Below are 17,678 nucleotides of genomic sequence, written 5' to 3'. Positions count from 1 at the left end.
GCGGTGCGACAACGGAACAAAGTATGGGCATACCTGTGCACGGGCGTCCTTCTCCTTCTGTTTTTTGGAGCGGAGCAAATCTACATTCTCAAGCAGTGGCACGAAGTGTCCGACGCGCAGGAACTCCGCAACGCCATCACGGTGCAAGTCCTGCAGCTTCGGCGATTGGCCACCGATATCGACAGCGGGTTTCGCGGGTACGCATTAATGCGCCAGAGCGTGTTCCTGGTGCCGGTGGTGGCGGCCGAGGCGGAAATTCCCCCGGCGCTGGACCGGTTGACCGAATTGACGGAGAAGACTCCGTCGCTTAAGGGAAGCGTCCAGGTGCTCAAACGACGGCTCGCCGAGTTGATCGAGACGAAGCGCCAGCTGACGTTCAAGATCGGGTCGGGCCAGGAACAAGAAGTCCTCAACTACGTTCGTGGCGGTGACGGAGTGGCGCTGGCGAAAACGATTGCCAATGTCTTCGACGATTTGGACTCCAAGATCGAGCGTGAATTCCGAGAGACGGATGAGGCCCAAGACGGGTATTGGAAGCAGGCGATGTGGCAACTTATCGCCGCTCAGGCCGGCGCCGTACTGGTCGGGCTCCTCCTCATGAAGGTCGTGTCGGCCGCCTTTGCCGTTCCCCGTCGTGTCGAAACGTGAACGGGATCGGCACGATTCCGCGGCGTCGCGGATTTTCGGACAAGCGGCGGCAGCGCGCGTCATGTGCGGAAGCGCACGGCATGATGCAGTCGATGAGCCTCGGCTTGCGATTGAGGGAAGGGCTCGCGTATCCTGTCAAACGAGGCTCCGAAGGGAGCCTTTCCATTTGGTGGAGGAACGAGGATGCGGAACGACGATGAAAGCTATCGCGCCTTACTGGCCGTCACCAATGTTCTGAACTCCCAGCGCGATACCGACAGCCTCTGGCGCGCGATCACCGAGCAAATCCGAAAAGTCCTTCCATGGGAGCGCGCCGGCGTCACCCTCTACAACTCAGACAGCGATTCATTCAGGTTTTACGCGGTGGAAACGACCCTGCCGCACCGGGAGCTGCCGCGTGACGCGGTCATTCCCAAGGTCGGCAGCGCCGTGGGGTGGGTCTATGAGAATCGGACGATTCACGTCCGACCGGATCTCCGTCGGCAACGGCTGTTTCTCGAGGACGAATACTACGTGCGCGAGGGATTGGGCCGTATGATCAACTCCCCGCTCATGGTGGGCAGCGACTGCATCGGAACATTGAACATCGGCAGCGTGGAGTGCGGAGATCCCGACCCGACCGATCTGGAATTCCTTCAACTCGTGGCGACGCAAATCGCCTATGCGATCGGTCACGTTCAAGCCTACGAACAGATCGATCGGTTGCGGCATCAGCTGGCACGCGAAAATGAATATCTGGTTGAGGAGTTGAAGCTCACGCACAACTTCGGCGCAATGGTGGGGCTGAGCGCGGCGTTCCGGACCGCCTTGACGCAGGCGGAGGCCGTCGGACCGACCGGCACCACCGTGTTGGTCACCGGTGAAACCGGCACCGGAAAAGAACTGATGGCGCGGGCCATCCATGAGTTGAGCGCCCGTCGCGATAAACCGTTCGTCCGCGTCAATTGCGCGGCGCTGCCGATGGGATTGGTCGAAAGCGAGTTGTTCGGCCACGAGCGCGGCGCATTCACCGGGGCGGACCAACGGCGTGCGGGCCGTTTTGAATTGGCCAACGGCGGCACGCTGTTCCTGGACGAAATCGGCGAGATGCCGCTTGAAGCCCAGGCGAAGCTGCTCCGTGTCCTGGAGGACGGGCTGGTGGACCGCGTCGGCGGCACGCGCCCCATTCCCGTCGACGTCCGCATCGTCGCCGCGACGAATTCCGATCTCGTGTCGGCCGTCAACGAAGGACGGTTCCGACAGGACCTGTATTATCGCCTTCACGTATTTCCCATCGCTTTGCCTCCGCTGCGGGAACGGCGTGAAGACATCCCGCTCCTGGCCCGGCATTTTCTTGAAGCTTATCGGGCGAAATTGAAACGCCCGATGCTGGAGCTGAGCGAGGAATCCATGTCGCGGCTCACCAACTACTCCTGGCCGGGCAACGTGCGCGAACTGCAGAACGTGATCGAGCGGGCCGTCATCCTGGCCCAGTCGCCGGTCCTGACCATCGAACCTCAGGCCCTGGTGGGTGGAAACGCAGTGGCCGAATCGACGTCCAACCTGATCGACGTCGAGCGTCGCCATATTCAGCACGTGCTGGAATCGGTACATTGGCGGATCTACGGAACCTACGGGGCCGCGGCTCAACTCGGGATGAATCCCAGTACGTTGCGAAGCCGTATGAAGAAACTCGGGCTCAAGCGGCCCGTGAATTTTCCGGTAGTCTGACCCGGTAATATTCACGACATATCACGAGCAACTGCTAAATATCGCGGATCAATTCCTCGATTGCGATCCTACCGCTGACAACCGTCTCTCCTTCCATTGAATATTATTAGGTCTTTTGGATCACTCTCTCCACGGGACCTTCGGCACATCTGTTGCTTCGCATTCTGCCCCGATGGTGTTTGGTTCGACCTCCGCCGACCTCGGTCGAGCGATCCGTCACTGATCACGAACAGGGAGCGTCATGAGCGACACAAGGTTCCGCGGCCCGTCATTTCGGCAAGGGCAGGGCCTCTCCTCCGTCACGTCTCTCCTGGCGTGGTCGGCGGTCGGGCTGTTCTGCGCGCAGACGAGTGACGCGGGTGAGGTCGCCGTCCAATTGCGCGCGAGCGTCACGAAGATCGAAGTGGCCAAAGACGACCAGCGTGAAGCCTGGACCTTCAACGATACGTTCCCCGGTCCCGTGATCCGGATCAAGGAGGGCGACGTCGTCGATTTTACGCTGAAGAACGAGGCCGACCGCGTCCACTCGATCGATTTCCACGCGGCCAAGACCCCGTGGAACCTGCATTTTCAAGGGGTGCCCACCGGATCGGAGTCCAGCTTTCGATGGAAGGCCGATTATCCCGGAGAGTTCTACTACCACTGCGGCACCGATCCGATGATCCAGCACATCGCCAACGGGATGTTCGGCGCGGTGATCGTGGAACCGCGAACGCCTGTCGTGAAAGCGGACCGTGAGTATGTCATCGTCCAGAGTGAGATTTATCCGACCCCGCACGACGTCGATACGATGATGGCTGGCAAGCCGAAGCTCGTCGTGTTCAACGGCCGTGCGAACAAATACCTCGACGAGCCGCTCCGGGCGAAGCCGGGTGAGTTGATCCGCCTCCACGTCGTCAATGCCGGGCCGAATCATTTTTCGGCGTTTCACGTCATCGGCGCCGTGTTCGATCGCGTGTATGCCAGCGGCAATCCCAAGAATATCGAGCATGGCATCCAGACGTACACGCTGCCGCCGGGCGGAGGTGCGACCTTCGATCTCGTGCTTCCTGAAGAGGGCATGTACCCGATGGTAACGCATTCCTTGCAGGACGCGTTAACCGGGGCGCTGGGCCTCATTCATGTGTCCAACGAGGAGACATCAAAGACCAGCTTCGAGGCTCTGCCGCCGCCACAGGACCGCGACGTGGCCTGGACGGGCGCAGCCGACCGGTAGACCGGAATTGTAGGCCATTTGGGCCAGATGTGTGATCCACACTCTTGAGAGGGGAACCATAATGCAGAGGAGAGGTAAGCAGGATCGTTCGTGGGCGAGAATTCTATGTGCAGTGACCCTCATGCTAATGGGTAACGAGGCGGTGGCCGAATCCACCCACGAGGCCCATCAGGAGGTCGAGTCGGCGACGCCCGTCGCGTGGACTCAACGGCTGAAGGGGCAGACGATCGTCGAGGATTCGATGGAAGGCCGGCCGGACCGCGCGGCGATGATGGAGCGCCAGCATCATCGGGTCATGGAGCAGATGGAGCGGGACGCCGAGGCGCAGCGCACCAGCGGCTATTTCAACAACGTCAATATGATGCATCAATACGGCGCGGGCAATCAGGACGTGCTCCTCATGTCCGATTCCGGTGCCGAGCCGGTGTCCGCGACGGGCGGGCGCTGCCCCGCATCCGCCCCGGTCAGGAAGTATGATATTTCGGCGATCAACGTCGAGATTTCGCTCAACATGTGGCTCGATTATTATCCCGGGTACATGTACGTCCTCACCGAGAACATCGACAAAGTACGGGAAGAGGAGACCACCAATCGCGCGGCCCGCGAAAAAGAAGGTTACGACCCGGGCGCGGTCAAGAACGGCTTGCAGAGCCAGTGGATTCAGCCGCTGGTGATCCGTGGCAACCAGGGCGACTGCGTCAAGATGACGCTGCGCAATCAGCTCGATGGCGGCGAGGAGGTCAGTCTCAACATCCACGGCTCCAGCATGATCGTCGCGTCGACCGGACAGCCCGCAACCACGACCAACCCCGACAGCGTGGCTCCGCAGGGCAAGACCGTCGAATTCGAATGGTACATTCCGCCGACGCAGCAGGAAGGCGGACGGCAGTTCCACTCCTACAGCAACGATCGCGAATTGACGGTGATGGGCTTGTTCGGAACGTTCGTGGTCGAACCGAAGGGATCCGAGTACCTGGATCCGATCGGCAGCGGCACTCCGACCCCGATGACCAGCGGATGGCAGGCGATCATCAAGAACGGTGCGGGACCGGATTTCCGTGAATTCGTCCTGATGTATCACGAAGTCGGCGATGAAGCGTTCAGACCGCTGAACAAGAAGGGCGATTTTCTCCCCCAGCGCGATCCGTTGACCGACGTCTACCGGCCGGTCGCCCGCGCACTCAACTATCGCAGCGAGCCGTTCGGCGTCGACAACATGCAGACGCAGCACGAATATTTCGGATTCGAAGACGAATCCATGGCCTACAGCGCCTATACGTTCGGTGATCCAGCCACCACCGTGCCGCGCAGCTATCTGGGAGATCCGGCGAAGTTCCGCCTCGTACACGGCGGATCGGAGGTATTTCACTCCCATCATCCGCACGGCGGTTCGATCCGCTGGCCGCGGAGCCCGCGCGCAATCGACGAAATGCCCTTGTGGCACGCCGCCAAAAACGGCCCGGTCAAGTATCCCGTGATCCGCACCAAGTCCGACCGGGTCGACGTGGAAGTAATCGGTCCCTCCGAGACGATGGATCTGGAAACGGAGTGCGGATCGGGCCTCTGCCAGCAGCTGGCCGGTGATTTTCTGTTCCACTGCCACGTCGCGCACCACTATATCGCCGGCATGTGGGGGTATTGGCGCGTGTACAACACCCTGCAACAGGGCGAAGTCCACAATGACGTGATGCCGGCCCTTCGGGAACTCCCGGACCGCACGGGTCGTATTCAGCCCGGCGTGACGTCGGATCAGCTCGTCGGTCGCACGGTGGACTGGTTCGGCAAGGAGTTCACCATCGTCAAGAATGGGAAGACGGATTGGAAGGCTTCGCCTGCCGTCGTCAACGTGAAGGATTGGGTCACCATGCAGTTGCCTCCCCAGGGGCAGCCGGGCCACAAGACCGACGAGCGGGCGCAGACCAGCTCGTACGATGCCAGCGTGCTGGATTGGGCCTGGCAGGGCGAGCGGGCGATGACCGAGCGTGAAAATACCGTGGAGAATCCGCGGTATAAGTCCGCCACTCCCGGAAAGCGCGTGCCGATTCTGTTCGAGAGCGCGACCGGTAAAGTCGCGTGGCCTCACCTGAAGCCGCACTTCGGCCGGCGCGTGCCGTTCTCGCAGAACCACAATCCGTCCCCCTGGTTGGACATGATCCACCTCGATGACGACGGATTGCCCAGTTCTTATCCGGCGAAGCCGGGAGAGAACGGGCGCTGGAGCATGTGCCCGGAGAACGCGGGCTCCAAGAAGTACAACGTGCATTTCATCCAAACGCCGATGACCCTGGCCGACAAGCAGGGCGATACGCCGGCGATCGAAGACAAGGACGGCCTGATCTACGTGCTGCACGAGGAAGAGGCCCAGGTCCGGAAGAGCGCCATCAAGTATCCGCTCGTCGTGCGGGCGAATATTTACGACTGTATCGATTGGATGCTGACCAGTGAGTGGGAGGACGACGACCACATCAATTTCCATTCGTCGAAGATCAACACGCATTGGCATTTCCTTCAGTTCGACAACCAGTCCTCGGACGGCGTGATCACCGGCTTCTCGTATGAGCAGTCGGTGCGTCCGTTCACGATGCTGCAGAAAAAAGTCAACAAAGGCCTCCCGCTGCCGATGAACACGACGTTCACCAAGGCCGCCAAGAAAGGCGAGCGGGTGATCACGCTCAAGAACGCCGCGCAGTACCACACGAACGCGGAGCTGCTGATCGGTGCGGACAATGTCGGAGGCAACGAAATCGGACGGGTGAAATCCATCAAGGGGAACCAGATCACGTTGTACAGGCCCTTGAAGAACGATCATCCGGTGAACGATATCGTGACGGTCGAATTCGTCCGTCAGCGCTTCTGGGTGGATTCCGACGTGGGAACGGTCTTCTGGCACGACCACGCGTTGGGTCGGGTGACCTGGCCGCACGGGGGATTCGGGACGATCGTCATCGAACCGGTGGGTTCGACCTACCATGATCCGAAGACGGGCAAGCCGATCCGGAGCGGACCGTTGGCCGACATCCGGACCATCGAGCCGGTGGGTTACGGAGTCAACGGCAGCTTCCGCGAGTTGATCGTGCAGTTGAATGACACCGTGCCGCATACGGTGAACATCGTCACGGCCGGCAATCCTCCCGGGCAGCCCATCGAGGTGGCCCTCGAAGCCGGCAAGACCGTGTCGTTCCCGATGCCGGAAAAGATCCCGATGACGCCGATGCCGTTCCTCAACGGCGGAACGCATACGACGGGCGGAGGGTTGAATTTCAAGGCGGAGCCGGTGTCCAGCCGCCTGGTAGCAAATCCGGACTCGTCCAAGCTGTTCAGCAGCGCCGTCCACGGCGATCCGTACACGCCGATGGTGCGGGCATATCTGGGCGACACGGTCGTGTTCCGGCTGCTTCAGACCATGGCGAACGAAACGATGGTATGGACGCTGTCCGGCCATACCTATCTGACCGAACGTTATGCCGGCGATGCGAACCGGAAGAACTCGATCCACATCGGCATTGCGGAGCGCTACGATCTCGTGGTGCCGCAGGCCGGCGGACCGCGGCTCCAACCGGGAGACTACATCCACTTCAACGGTCGCACCTCGAAGTTCTCGGAAGGTGCGTGGGGCATCATGCGGGTGCTGGACAAGGAAGCGGCAGATCTGCAGAAGCTGCCTGCCGGCTACAGCCGCAGGAACAACATTCCGCAGCCGCTCCCCATCTGTCCGGCGGACGCCCCGGTGAAGAGCTTCAATGTCGTGGCGATGGATTATCCCTCGATGAAGCTGAATCCGAAGGCGCCTGATGCGATCGAAGTCGACTTCGAGCGGACGATCCAAATGGTGAATCCGAACGCGAAGATCTACGCGCTGGAAGAGGAAGTCGCCAAGGTAAGCGGCGGCGTGCAGCCGATGCCGCTGACGTTGCGCGGCAACGTGGGTGACTGTCTCAAGATCAAGCTGACCAACAAGATGAAGGAAGGACGCGCTTCGTTCTCCGCCATCGGATTGGCCTTCGACCCCAAGGATTCGCTCGGGGCGAACGTCGGCAACAATCCTGGCGAGCAGACGGTGGCGCCGGGAGAGAGCCGCACGTACACCTATTATGCGGATCCGTTCCTGGGAGAAACCGCTTCGCTGGTGTGGGATTGGGGCAACGTGATGCTTCATCCGCGGAACGGGCTCTATGGCGCGGTCGTGATCGGTCCGAGGGGAGCCCAGTATCGGGATCCCAAGACCGGTCTGGATATCTCGACCAAGAACAGCTGGGTGGCCGACGTCATCGTCGACCGGACCATTCAGGGGTATGAGAATCGCGTCAACTACCGCGACGTCGCCCTGTTCTTCCAGGACGAGGACAACATCATCGGGACGAGCTTCATGCCCTACGTGCAGAACACCGCGGGCCTGACCGCCGTCAACTACCGCGCGGAACCCTATAAGTTCCGCCAGGACACCGGGTGCAGCCTGGGCAAGGTCTTCCAGCCTTGCGTGGTGGACAAACCCGAAGACCCCGCGACCCCGATCATCGAGGCCCACGCGGGAGATTCCGTGCGGATCCACGTGTTCGGGGCGAGCAACGAGCAGAACGGCATGTTCAGCGTCGAACGCCATGAGTGGCCGATCGAGCCCTTCATGCGCGGAGCCGACATGATCAGCGTGGTGGAGTTCTCCGGGTCTGAAACCCTGGATGCCTTCCTCCCCAGCGCCGGAGGCCCATTCCGGATGCCGGGCGATTATGTGTGGAGCAATCAGCGGTTGCCCTATTCGCAGTCAGGACAATGGGGCTATCTGCGTGTGCTCCCGGCTGGCGACCAACGCATCAAGGCCCTTTCGGGCGTTCGCCCGGGGGTGAAGCAGGCCGACGCCGAGACTCCGCCTCGGATCGGTCCTGTGTCTTCCGTGATGCGCTAGTCGGTTAGCCGGCGCGATCGACATGAGGGAAACCCGTGGCCCGGGTTTCCCTCGTGCCCGATCTTCTGGGCGCTACGCGCAGCGTTTGCGTTGGAGCAGGGTCGGCGCCAGTGCGGCGGCTTCCTTCACGAGGATGCCCATCTTTGGGTGGGAAGGTTCCATGTCGACGGGAAGGTCGTAATGCCGCAATCGCTCGCTGGCCGTGGGGCCGATCGAGGCGATCACCAGCCGGCGGCAGGCGATGCGGAAGGCCTCGGTTTTTCCGTCGCGTTCCACCAATTGCATGACGTGGTCGATCTGGGCCGCGTTCGTGACCAGCAGCACGTCAATTGCACCGCGTAAGACGTCTTCGATTGCGCCCGTCATGGGTGTCGTGTCGATCGGCATCGCCCATCGGTAGAGCGGTACGACGAAGACTTCCGCTCCTCTGGTTTTGAGATCGTTGATCAGATCCGGATTGGACACGCCGTATTCCTGCACGGCGACCCGCAATCCCTGCACGGGCCTGTAATAGTCGAGTGTGGCCACGACGTCCTGCCAGGTATTCGGTTCCGGCACGGTGAGATTGGCTTCCAATCCGACATGTTTCAGGGCGGCCAACGGTTTCGGTCCTCGCGTGACGATCATCGTGTGCTTCAGCGCCTCGATGAGCTGCGCGAGGGGATAGCGGATTTGCAGGGTTTCGAGCAGCGCCCTGGTGCCGACGCCGGTGAGCAGGATCACAATGTCGATCTGATGAAGCATCAGTTTGACGCCGAACCGAAATACGGCACCGTTTTCCTGGAGCGGAATGGAGATTTCGCGAAGGGCGGGGGCGACCAACGGTGTGCCGCCGGCGTGCTCGATCAATCGGGCCATGTCTTTGGCCATCCGGCTCTCAAACGACAACATGCGCAGCGGGCGTCCGGTCGCTTCCCCCTCCTGCGTTCCATGCTCGACCGGATCGGAGGCTGATTGCCGGTCGGGAGAGGGTTCAACGGAGAACGTTTCCTCCAGCTTCACGTCGGTCGACAGCAGCGCCGTCAGGTCCGCCAGTTCTTCGAGCCACGGACGGATGGCCGCCTCGTGTTCCGGCGCGGTCGCTACGAGCAAGTCCAGCCAAAACAGGCAGTCGTCGGCCTCGTTGGTCGCATCGAGCCGCCCGACCGCTTCCTCGGTTTGTGAAGCAGACCGAACGAGCGCCCGGCAACCTGCGGCCAATGAAGTGACCGCTTTCACGATCGATGGCTCGAGCGCGAGGATGTCGGGGGTTCTCGGAAGTGCGCCCAAGAGTTTGAGCACGCCTACGGCCAATTGCCGGCTCTTGGTCCGGAGCCGTTCAGCCTGGTCGGATCGGGTCATGGCCTTCTTGTACCATGCCGGCGGAGAGATCCTCAGCGCAAACGATTATTTCGCATCCCTTGCGCAGCGAAAGCCGGTCGATTCGTTCCGGACGGTCGGATCGCTCTCGACGCGGGTAAAAATGCGGACGGTCGGGGTTTCATTCTGCCATCCGGACCCGCGAAGCACCCGCTTGGTTCCGCTGTCGGGCCCTTTGGGATTCTTGCCGGGACTCTTCTCGTAGTACCGGGGGTCGTACCAGTCGTGGACCCACTCCCAAACGTTTCCCGCCATGTCGTAGGCACCGTAAGGACTCTTTCCCGCCTCATAACTCCCGACCGGCATGAGTGTCTTTTCGCCTATCCACTTCTGGTTGAAGTTCAAATGCTTGTTGGTGGGCTCGACGTTGCCCCAGGGAAAGCGATGATCGGTGTTGCCCTTGGCCGCCTTTTCCCATTCGGCTTCCGTAGGCAATCGTTTGCCCGCCCACCGGCAATAGGCATCCGCATCGGCCCAGTCTACGTTCACGACCGGCCGGTCGGCCAGCGTATCGGACACCGTCTCGCCTTGCCAGAGATTCCTTGTGGGATTGTTGGGATTCTGCGGCACGCGGTGGGCCGTGGACTTTACGAACGCCTGATATCGGGCATTCGTCACCTCGTACAGGTCGATCTCATAGGTATCCAGAGAGACCTCATGGCGGGGATATTCGTCCCGGCCTCCGTCCCGATCGCCGGGAGGCACGCCCATCGGGAAGGGTCCGGCCGGAACCTTCACCATCGGAGCTCCGTCGCTTCCGGGCGGCACTGCGTCGGCGGCACGGATTGCGGGAGGCAGACCCAAGACGATGGCGGCGATCAGCAGCGAAAGCGAGCCCCACATTATGCAATTCTCCTTCATGAATTGGGATGACTGATGCACGCATCGTAGCACAGCCATCCGGCCGTTCGCAGCGGATCAGCAAACGCGAAAATCGAATTGACGGCGGAGCGGGTGTTACCTAGTATAACGGGCAGCGAGACCGGTATGGATGTTCCCGCGCATCGTGGCTTACGGCATGTGGCGCTCCGCGTCACCAACTTGAAACGCTCCCGGGCGTTTTATGAACAAGTGTTGGGGATGAGCGTGGTGTGGGAGCCGGATGCCGACAACGTGTATTTCAGTTCGGGGGCGGACAACTTGGCATTGCATCAAATCAGTCCGGGGGAGCTCCAGGCCTATGCCGCGGCGACCCGGCAGCTGTTGGATCATCTGGGCGTGATCGTGGAGAGTCCCCAAGCGGTCGATCGCATGTATGCCGCGGTGGCGCCGAAGATCGTGTCATTGGGGGGAGCCATCGCCAAGGAGCCGAAGCAGCACCGGGACGGCAGCTACTCATTTTACTTCTCCGATCCCGACGGCAACGTCATCCAAGCGCTGTACGAGCCGACCATCAGCAGGCTGCGATGGGTCAGCCATGACTGACGGAAGCGGCCTGCCGAGGCAGGTCGGTTCGTCTGTATCCCTGCCGCTCCGCACATGGCATCCATGAAGATCTGGGACCATTATCCAAGGCAGCAATATCTTCGCCTGGTGCCGTGGGTGTGGGTTCAATTGGAAAGCGGCGAAGCACCCGGTCCTTTTCCCTTCGTCGGCGGCGCGGCCCCCGACGTCATTGCGAGCCTTCACGAAGCCCATGGCCTGCTGGCCAGCTCCATCGATACCGCCATCAGCGACGTATTCTCCAAACGGGCCCCCCTGGACGATCCGGCTCGTCGCCGGCGATTGGAGGACGCCTATGCGGAACTCGTCGCCGCGCGGCCGTACCTGCAGCGGCATATCGCCTGCGGGCGCAAGCCCGACGGGAGCTTTCACTGGGATTTCCCGAACGATCCGGCCCGGTCCTCCACGGTGACCAACGGGGGGCTGCGGATCTTTCATTCCGTGAAGCGCCAGGCCATTCCGATCGGCTTCGACCAGCGTCCACTCGGTCCCGTGATCGGAAAGGTCCTGGGCATGCTGGACGGTACGCGACAAGTGGAGGAAGTCAAGACGGTGGTCACGACCTCACCGCGGGAGGCGCAGGTCGTGCTCATTCGATTGATGGAGGCGTTGCATCAATACGAATGTCTTGCCAGTTCGCCCCAGTCCGTGGTGCGACAGCGGTGGTTCGACGCCGTGCAGGATCAGGACACGGTCCACCTCGGCCATGCCGCCTTATTGTATCGGCAACAGGAACAGGTCCTCCTCTTCGACCCGTGGCTGTTGCCTTGGTATGCGGAATCGTCCGTGCCGTCTCCGTGGGGTGCGCTGCTGCCCAAGCCCGCCGCCGTGTTTCTGACTCACGACCATGACGACCATGTGGACCCTCGCACGCTCCTGCACGTTCCAAAGGAAACGCCCATCATCGTGCCGAGCCGGCGCAACCGCAAACGGTTTTTCTATGACTACCAATCGTTGCTTCGGGAGTTGGGGTTCGCTCACGTCGTCGAGTTGGCCCACGGCGAGGCCTGGTCGTTCGAAGGAGGGGCCGTCGTTTCCGTTCCGTTTTACGGAGAAGATCCGTGCGACCTCGGGATGCCGCGCAACTGTTATTTGATCAGCGACCGAGGCTACAACGTCCTGGTGCACGCCGACAGCGGCCCGACCAACGACGGACGTTCCGCACTGAACGAAAATGTCCTCGCTCGTCTGGTGGACCAGTACGGACCGATTCCGCTCGTGTTCGCGTCGCAGCAGCAACTGCTCGAGCTTCGGAGCCATGCCGCGCACGCGGCCCTGTCCCATCCGGGTCAGTGGCTCGAAGTGGGCGAGAACGGCTACCTGACCAATGCCTATCTGGCCGCGATCTGCGAAGCGGCGCGGGCGAAGACCTTCATCTCCTACGCCACGGGAGGCGCCGACTGGTACCCCGATCATCTGTCCTTCATGTTCAGCCGGAGAAATCCCGCGAGAACGGCGCTGCTCACGGCACATTGGGAGCCTCCGCAAAATCTGAAAGAATTTCTCTCTCCTCTGGGTTGCGGATATCATTACGCCCAGGCATTCGACCGGTATCGTCTGACGCAGGACGGAACGATCGACGTCCAGTCGACCGGATCAAGCCTCGAGCCGATGGCCCTATATACGGCGGTGTTCGGAGAACCGTCTTTTGCGAAGACGGGACGGCGGACGTAGCGGCCGGAGTCGACAGCCGGGGAGAGGATGGCGCATGGGTGACTCGAACAGAGCGATTCTCGTGACGGGAGCCGCCGGATTCATCGGGTTTCACGTCGTCAAGCGGTTGATCGCACGGGGCGATTCCGTGATCGGCCTCGACAACGTCAACGATTACTATGATGTTCGGCTCAAGCAGGCCCGCTTGGCCCAGTTGACCCCGTTGGAGGGGTTCCAGTTCGTCAAGCTCGATTTGGCTAATCGATTGGGCATGAAGGAGTTGTTCGCCGAGCACCCGATCAAGCGGGTCGTTCATCTTGCGGCGCAGGCCGGCGTCCGATACTCCCTGATCAATCCCCATGCCTATACCGACAGCAACATCGAAGGGTTCCTCAACGTGCTCGAAGGCTGCCGGCATGCCAAGGTCGAACACCTCGTCTATGCCTCGTCGAGCTCCGTCTACGGCGGCAATACCCACATGCCCTTTTCCATCCACGACAATGTCGACCACCCGGTCTCGCTCTACGCGGTCAGCAAAAAGGCCAACGAATTGATGGCCCATTCCTACGCGCATCTGTATGGCATGCCCTGTACCGGGCTTCGGTTTTTCACCGTCTATGGACCCTGGGGACGACCCGACATGGCGCTGTTCATTTTCACGAAAGCCATCCTGGAAGGGCAACCGATCGACGTCTTCAATCAGGGAAAGATGCGCCGCGACTTCACCTACGTCGACGACATCGTCGAAGGGGTGGTGCGGACGCTCGATCGCCCGGCGGAGTCGAATCCCCAATGGTCAGGCGACACTCCGGACCCCGGAACCAGTTCTGCTCCGGCGCGGGTTTACAACATCGGCAATCATCAACCGGTGGAGCTGCTGCGGTTCATCGAAGTGCTCGAAGAAGCCGTGGGGAAGAAGGCCGAGAAGCGGCTGCTGCCGCTGCAGCCGGGTGATGTTCCGGCGACGTATGCGGACATTGACGACCTCGCTCGAGACGTCGGCTTCAAGCCTGCGACTCCGATCGAAGTCGGCGTGCCACGTTTCGTACAATGGTATCGGGAGTTTTACAAGGTCTGACGGGTAGGGAATTCAGGGGCCGGCCCGGGCGTTTCAGACGCATTCCGAGCCGGCGACGATCAGGCAATTGAGCCGGCTACTTCAATAGAATCGTTAGAGGCAGCCGACCGGAACGAATCCCGTGCCGAAGATCCGGGCCAGGGTATGATAACGAGCATTGTCGTAGAACGAGTAGCTCGGTCCCCGCTGGTTTTGGGCTGAGACATCCCCGCCGTAGGACGGATCGGAGCCGAAATAAAATCCTCCGCGCGACTTCTGATTCAGTTGAAGCCATTCGCTATATATGGAGCAGACTTCCGCCTGCACCGATCCGGATGAGGTCACGCTGGCGTGCCAGTCCTTGGCCCAATCAGGCGCAGCCGCGGATCCCGACGGGCCGGCGCCCCGATCGATCGCGGGAATGTCATATTGAGGGGCGGAGGCGACCGGGGGACGATAGGTCGGCATCGCGTCCAGAGACGGGACGACCGAGAGGGGCTTCAATGACATCGGCGTGCAACCGTCCTTGTTCTTCCTGTCCTTGTTGGTGTAGAGGACCGTTCCATCCGGGAGCGGACAACTCCACATGGTGCCGAGATCGACGTCGGCCTGTTCAGAGGCATTCGACAGCGCGGGCATCGCCGTCCAAATCATTGCCAAGGTCGCCACGACCCGGTACACATCGCGTGGCCTCATAAAGCACCTCCCTGAATTTGTAAAGATTATCAGCGTGGCCTGTACGGATCGTCGATTCACACGATCCATCATCGTGCCGACAAGCTATTCCACCCGTGCGCGCAGCGTCTATTCACCTTTCGAGGGGGTCGTGGCGGAGCCGTGCGATTGGGACGGACGTGCAAGGCCGTGCCGACCGATTTAGGCGACCATGCGGACCGCTTCTTCCGGAGTCAGACCCACGAAGCCGGCCAGGACTCCATCGGCTTCTCGTAGCCTTTCTGCGGGATAGGTCGACGCCACGGCGAGAACCTTCATGCCGGCTTGTCGGGCCGATCGGATTCCGGCAAGGGAATCTTCGATCACCAGACAGTTCGAGGCGGACAGGGAAGGCGTCCGTGCTCCGTCGTTGAGGCGAGCGAGCGTCATGCGATAAATGGCGGGATCGGGCTTTCCGATCGGACAGTCGTCCGCCGCGACGATGACGTCGAAGATTTCCTCGATCGCGGTTCCGTGGATGGCTCGGTCGATCTGGTGACGCCGGCCCCCCGACGCGACGGCCAGCCGGTATCCGGATCGGGCCGCCTTCACGAAGTCGGCCGCTCCGGGGAACAGCGGAAGCTGATCGTCGGCGGTTCGGAGCGCGAAGAGTTGGGCCTTCCTGGCGATGATACGGTCGAGCAGGCGTCGGTCGCCGGCGTCGCCGCTGGCCCGCAGCAGCGTTGCGGTGCAGGTCCGCTCGTCCATGCCGAGGTACGTGCCGTAATAGTCCTCCACCGTCAACGACAGGCCGAACTCCGCCAATGCCTGCTGAAAGCATAGGACGTGAGGCGTCTCGTCGTCCGCGAGCACCCCGTTGAAGTCGAAAATGATGGCGCCGATCGCCTGACGCGCGTCCGGTGTCACCCGGGCACTCTACAAAAACGGCTGCAGCCGGAACAAGCTTTGCCTTGTCCCTGGGGCCATGCTGCGGTATCCTCCGCGTCATTATTGGTTCGGAGTCCATATGACAGATTATGGAGTGCTGGGCAATCTGCTGGTCATTTTTTCGGTCTCGATCGCCGTCGTGTTCGTGTTTCATCAATTCAGGCTTCCGTCGATCGCCGGATTCCTCGTCGCAGGGGCGCTGATCGGGCCTCACGGGTTGAACCTCATCTCGGACGTGGGCACGGTCCAGGTTCTGGCCGAGATCGGCGTCGTTCTGCTTCTCTTCACCATCGGGATCGAGTTCTCATTGGTGCAGCTCGCGTCCTTGAAACGGCTGCTGCTGGTGGCGGCGCCCATTCAAGTCGGCGGGGTGTTGGTCGTGGCGTGTCTGGCCATCCTGCCGACCGGCCTCGGATGGCAGGAGGGGGTTTTCTGGGGTTTCATGATCTCCCTGAGCAGCACGGCTATCGTCCTGAAGACCCTGGCAAATCGCGGCGACAGCGATTCGATCCATGGGCGCGCCACGATCGGCATTCTGATTTTTCAGGACCTCGCGGTCGTGCCGATGATGCTGTTGACGCCCATCCTCGCCAGCCATGCCGAGGGAGCCGGACTCACGATTCTCACGACGCTGGGGAAGTCCGCGGTCGTGGTCGGTTTGGTCGTGGCCGCCGCCTGGTATGCCGTCCCGAAACTGTTGGAGCATATCGTCAGGAGCCGGAGTCGGGAGTTGTTCCTGCTCACGGTCATCGTGCTCTGCCTGGGCATCGCTTGGCTGACCTCCTTGGGCGGCCTTTCCCTGGCCCTCGGCGCCTTCATCGCCGGCCTCGTCATCTCGGAGTCCGAGTACAGTCATCAGGCCATGGCGGAGGTGCTCCCGTTCCGCGATAGTTTCAACAGCCTGTTTTTCGTCTCCATCGGCATCCTCATGAACTGGCGCGTGTTGATCGAACATCCCTTGGTGGTGGCCGGACTGCTGGCGGCCATCCTGGTGGTGAAGTTCATGACCGGAGCGCTCGCCGCGCTGGCGGTGCAGGCGCCACCCCGTTCGGCGCTGATGGTCGGGGTGGCGTTGGCGCAGGTGGGGGAGTTCAGCTTTTTGCTGGCCCAACAGGGACAGGAGAGCGGATTGTTGCGGGGAGATCCCTACCAGGTGTTCCTGGCGGTCTCGGTGCTGTCCATGATCATCACGCCCTTCTTAATGGAGTGGTCTCCGTCGATGGCGCGGCGCGTCGAGGCGATGCAACGGCTGCGGCATTGGTTTCCCACTCGCACCACGGCGCATGCGCTGCAAACGGAAGGCAAGCACATCCGAATCAAAGACCACGTCATTATCGTCGGGTACGGGCTCAACGGGCGGAATCTGGCGCGCGTTCTGAGTGAAACGGAGATTCCACACGTCGCGTTGGATCTGGACGGCGACACGGTCAGACGGGAGGCACAACATGGCGTCCCGGTGTACTACGGCGACGCTACGAACGCGAATGTCTTGCGTCACATGAAGATCGAAGACGCCAAAGTGCTGGTCGTCGCCATCTCGGATCCGTTTGTCACCCGGCGGACCGTTCAAGTGGCCAAGGGGCTCAATCCCAAACTGCACGTGGTCGTCCGCACGCGCTACTTGCGGGAGCTCGAGGAACTCCATCAGCTGGGAGCCGACGACGTCGTGCCGGAGGAATTCGAAACATCCATCGAGATCTTTGCGCTCGTTCTGCGCACCTATGACATGCCGCAGGAGTTCGTGACTCGAAAGGCCGAGCAGATCAGGCGGGAGGGTTATGCCCTGTTGCGGCGCAGCGAGTTGCCCGAGCTGGCCCATCACCTGAGGGGTGGCACGCTTACCGATGCGGAGGTTGAAACCTGCCGGATCGAGCAGGAGGCGCCCTCCGTGGGAAAAACTCTGGATGAATTGGCCATCCGTCCCCGCACGGGAGCGTCCGTGATCGCATGGACGAGAGCCGGCGTCACCCAATCCAATCCGTCGATGAAGACCAAACTCAAGGCCGGCGATATTGTGGTGCTACTGGGGTCGCGCGAGCAGATCAGGCGCGCGATGAGTCTTCTGGTTGAGTTATCGCAGGAGTAGCCGC

General features: G+C 61.3%; 12 protein-coding genes. 8 read left to right on the top strand and 4 right to left on the bottom strand.

Annotation, left to right across the window (positions count from 1 at the left end):
- Positions 1-3: 3 nt before the first annotated feature.
- From NSJP_RS03720 to NSJP_RS03700, 4 genes are all read left to right on the top strand, one after another.
- A complete protein-coding gene (locus NSJP_RS03720; RefSeq protein WP_172834136.1) occupies positions 4-648 on the top strand; it encodes a CHASE3 domain-containing protein in 645 nt (214 codons plus the stop codon).
- A gap of 183 nt (positions 649-831) precedes the next feature.
- Complete coding sequence (locus NSJP_RS19840) at positions 832-2,358, top strand: sigma-54-dependent Fis family transcriptional regulator (protein WP_080885587.1); 1,527 nt, start codon at positions 832-834, stop codon at positions 2,356-2,358.
- A 241-nt stretch (positions 2,359-2,599) separates the two neighbouring features.
- Positions 2,600-3,574 carry a multicopper oxidase domain-containing protein gene (locus NSJP_RS03705; protein WP_080885586.1) on the top strand — a complete coding sequence of 325 codons (975 nt, stop codon included), beginning with the start codon at positions 2,600-2,602 and terminating at the stop codon, positions 3,572-3,574.
- Positions 3,575-3,695: 121 nt separating this feature from the next.
- Complete coding sequence (locus NSJP_RS03700; RefSeq protein ID WP_231989484.1) at positions 3,696-8,474, top strand: multicopper oxidase domain-containing protein; 4,779 nt, start codon at positions 3,696-3,698, stop codon at positions 8,472-8,474.
- A gap of 72 nt (positions 8,475-8,546) precedes the next feature.
- Here the strand turns inward: NSJP_RS03700 and NSJP_RS03695 are convergent, their stop codons facing one another.
- Together NSJP_RS03695 and NSJP_RS03690 are read right to left on the bottom strand one after the other, a co-directional pair.
- Positions 8,547-9,815 carry a uroporphyrinogen-III synthase gene (locus NSJP_RS03695; protein ID WP_080885584.1) on the bottom strand — a complete coding sequence of 423 codons (1,269 nt, stop codon included), beginning with the start codon at positions 9,813-9,815 and terminating at the stop codon, positions 8,547-8,549.
- A gap of 45 nt (positions 9,816-9,860) precedes the next feature.
- Positions 9,861-10,676, bottom strand: a complete 816-nt coding sequence (locus NSJP_RS03690; RefSeq protein WP_172834135.1) for a formylglycine-generating enzyme family protein — start codon at positions 10,674-10,676, stop codon at positions 9,861-9,863.
- 144 nt (positions 10,677-10,820) lie between these two features.
- Between NSJP_RS03690 and NSJP_RS03685 the strand changes: the two genes are divergently transcribed.
- The 3 genes from NSJP_RS03685 (at position 10,821) to NSJP_RS03675 (ending at position 14,007) form a co-directional block, all read left to right on the top strand.
- Positions 10,821-11,258 carry a VOC family protein gene (locus NSJP_RS03685; RefSeq protein ID WP_080885582.1) on the top strand — a complete coding sequence of 146 codons (438 nt, stop codon included), beginning with the start codon at positions 10,821-10,823 and terminating at the stop codon, positions 11,256-11,258.
- Positions 11,259-11,321: 63 nt separating this feature from the next.
- The gene (locus NSJP_RS03680) at positions 11,322-12,950 is read left to right on the top strand and encodes an MBL fold metallo-hydrolase (RefSeq protein WP_172834134.1); all 1,629 of its coding nucleotides are present in this window, start codon (positions 11,322-11,324) and stop codon (positions 12,948-12,950) included.
- A gap of 34 nt (positions 12,951-12,984) precedes the next feature.
- Entirely contained in the window at positions 12,985-14,007 is a 1,023-nt protein-coding gene (locus NSJP_RS03675; protein WP_080885580.1) for an NAD-dependent epimerase, read from the top strand.
- A 93-nt stretch (positions 14,008-14,100) separates the two neighbouring features.
- Here NSJP_RS03675 and NSJP_RS03670 read toward each other — a convergent pair whose 3' ends face one another.
- A complete protein-coding gene (locus tag NSJP_RS03670) occupies positions 14,101-14,682 on the bottom strand; it encodes a hypothetical protein (protein WP_080885579.1) in 582 nt (193 codons plus the stop codon).
- Between the two features lie 180 nt (positions 14,683-14,862).
- The gene (locus NSJP_RS03665) at positions 14,863-15,567 is read right to left on the bottom strand and encodes an HAD family hydrolase (RefSeq protein ID WP_080885578.1); all 705 of its coding nucleotides are present in this window, start codon (positions 15,565-15,567) and stop codon (positions 14,863-14,865) included.
- 100 nt (positions 15,568-15,667) lie between these two features.
- Between NSJP_RS03665 and NSJP_RS03660 the strand changes: the two genes are divergently transcribed.
- Positions 15,668-17,674 (top strand): cation:proton antiporter domain-containing protein, encoded by a 2,007-nt coding sequence (locus NSJP_RS03660; protein ID WP_080888499.1) that lies wholly within the window; start codon positions 15,668-15,670, stop codon positions 17,672-17,674.
- Positions 17,675-17,678: the final 4 nt, after the last annotated feature.

This window comes from Nitrospira japonica, assembly GCF_900169565.1.
Taxonomy (GTDB): domain Bacteria; phylum Nitrospirota; class Nitrospiria; order Nitrospirales; family Nitrospiraceae; genus Nitrospira_C; species Nitrospira_C japonica_A.
The sequence above is the reverse complement of the archived record's forward strand: the minus strand, read 5'-3'. Positions and strand labels throughout refer to the sequence as shown.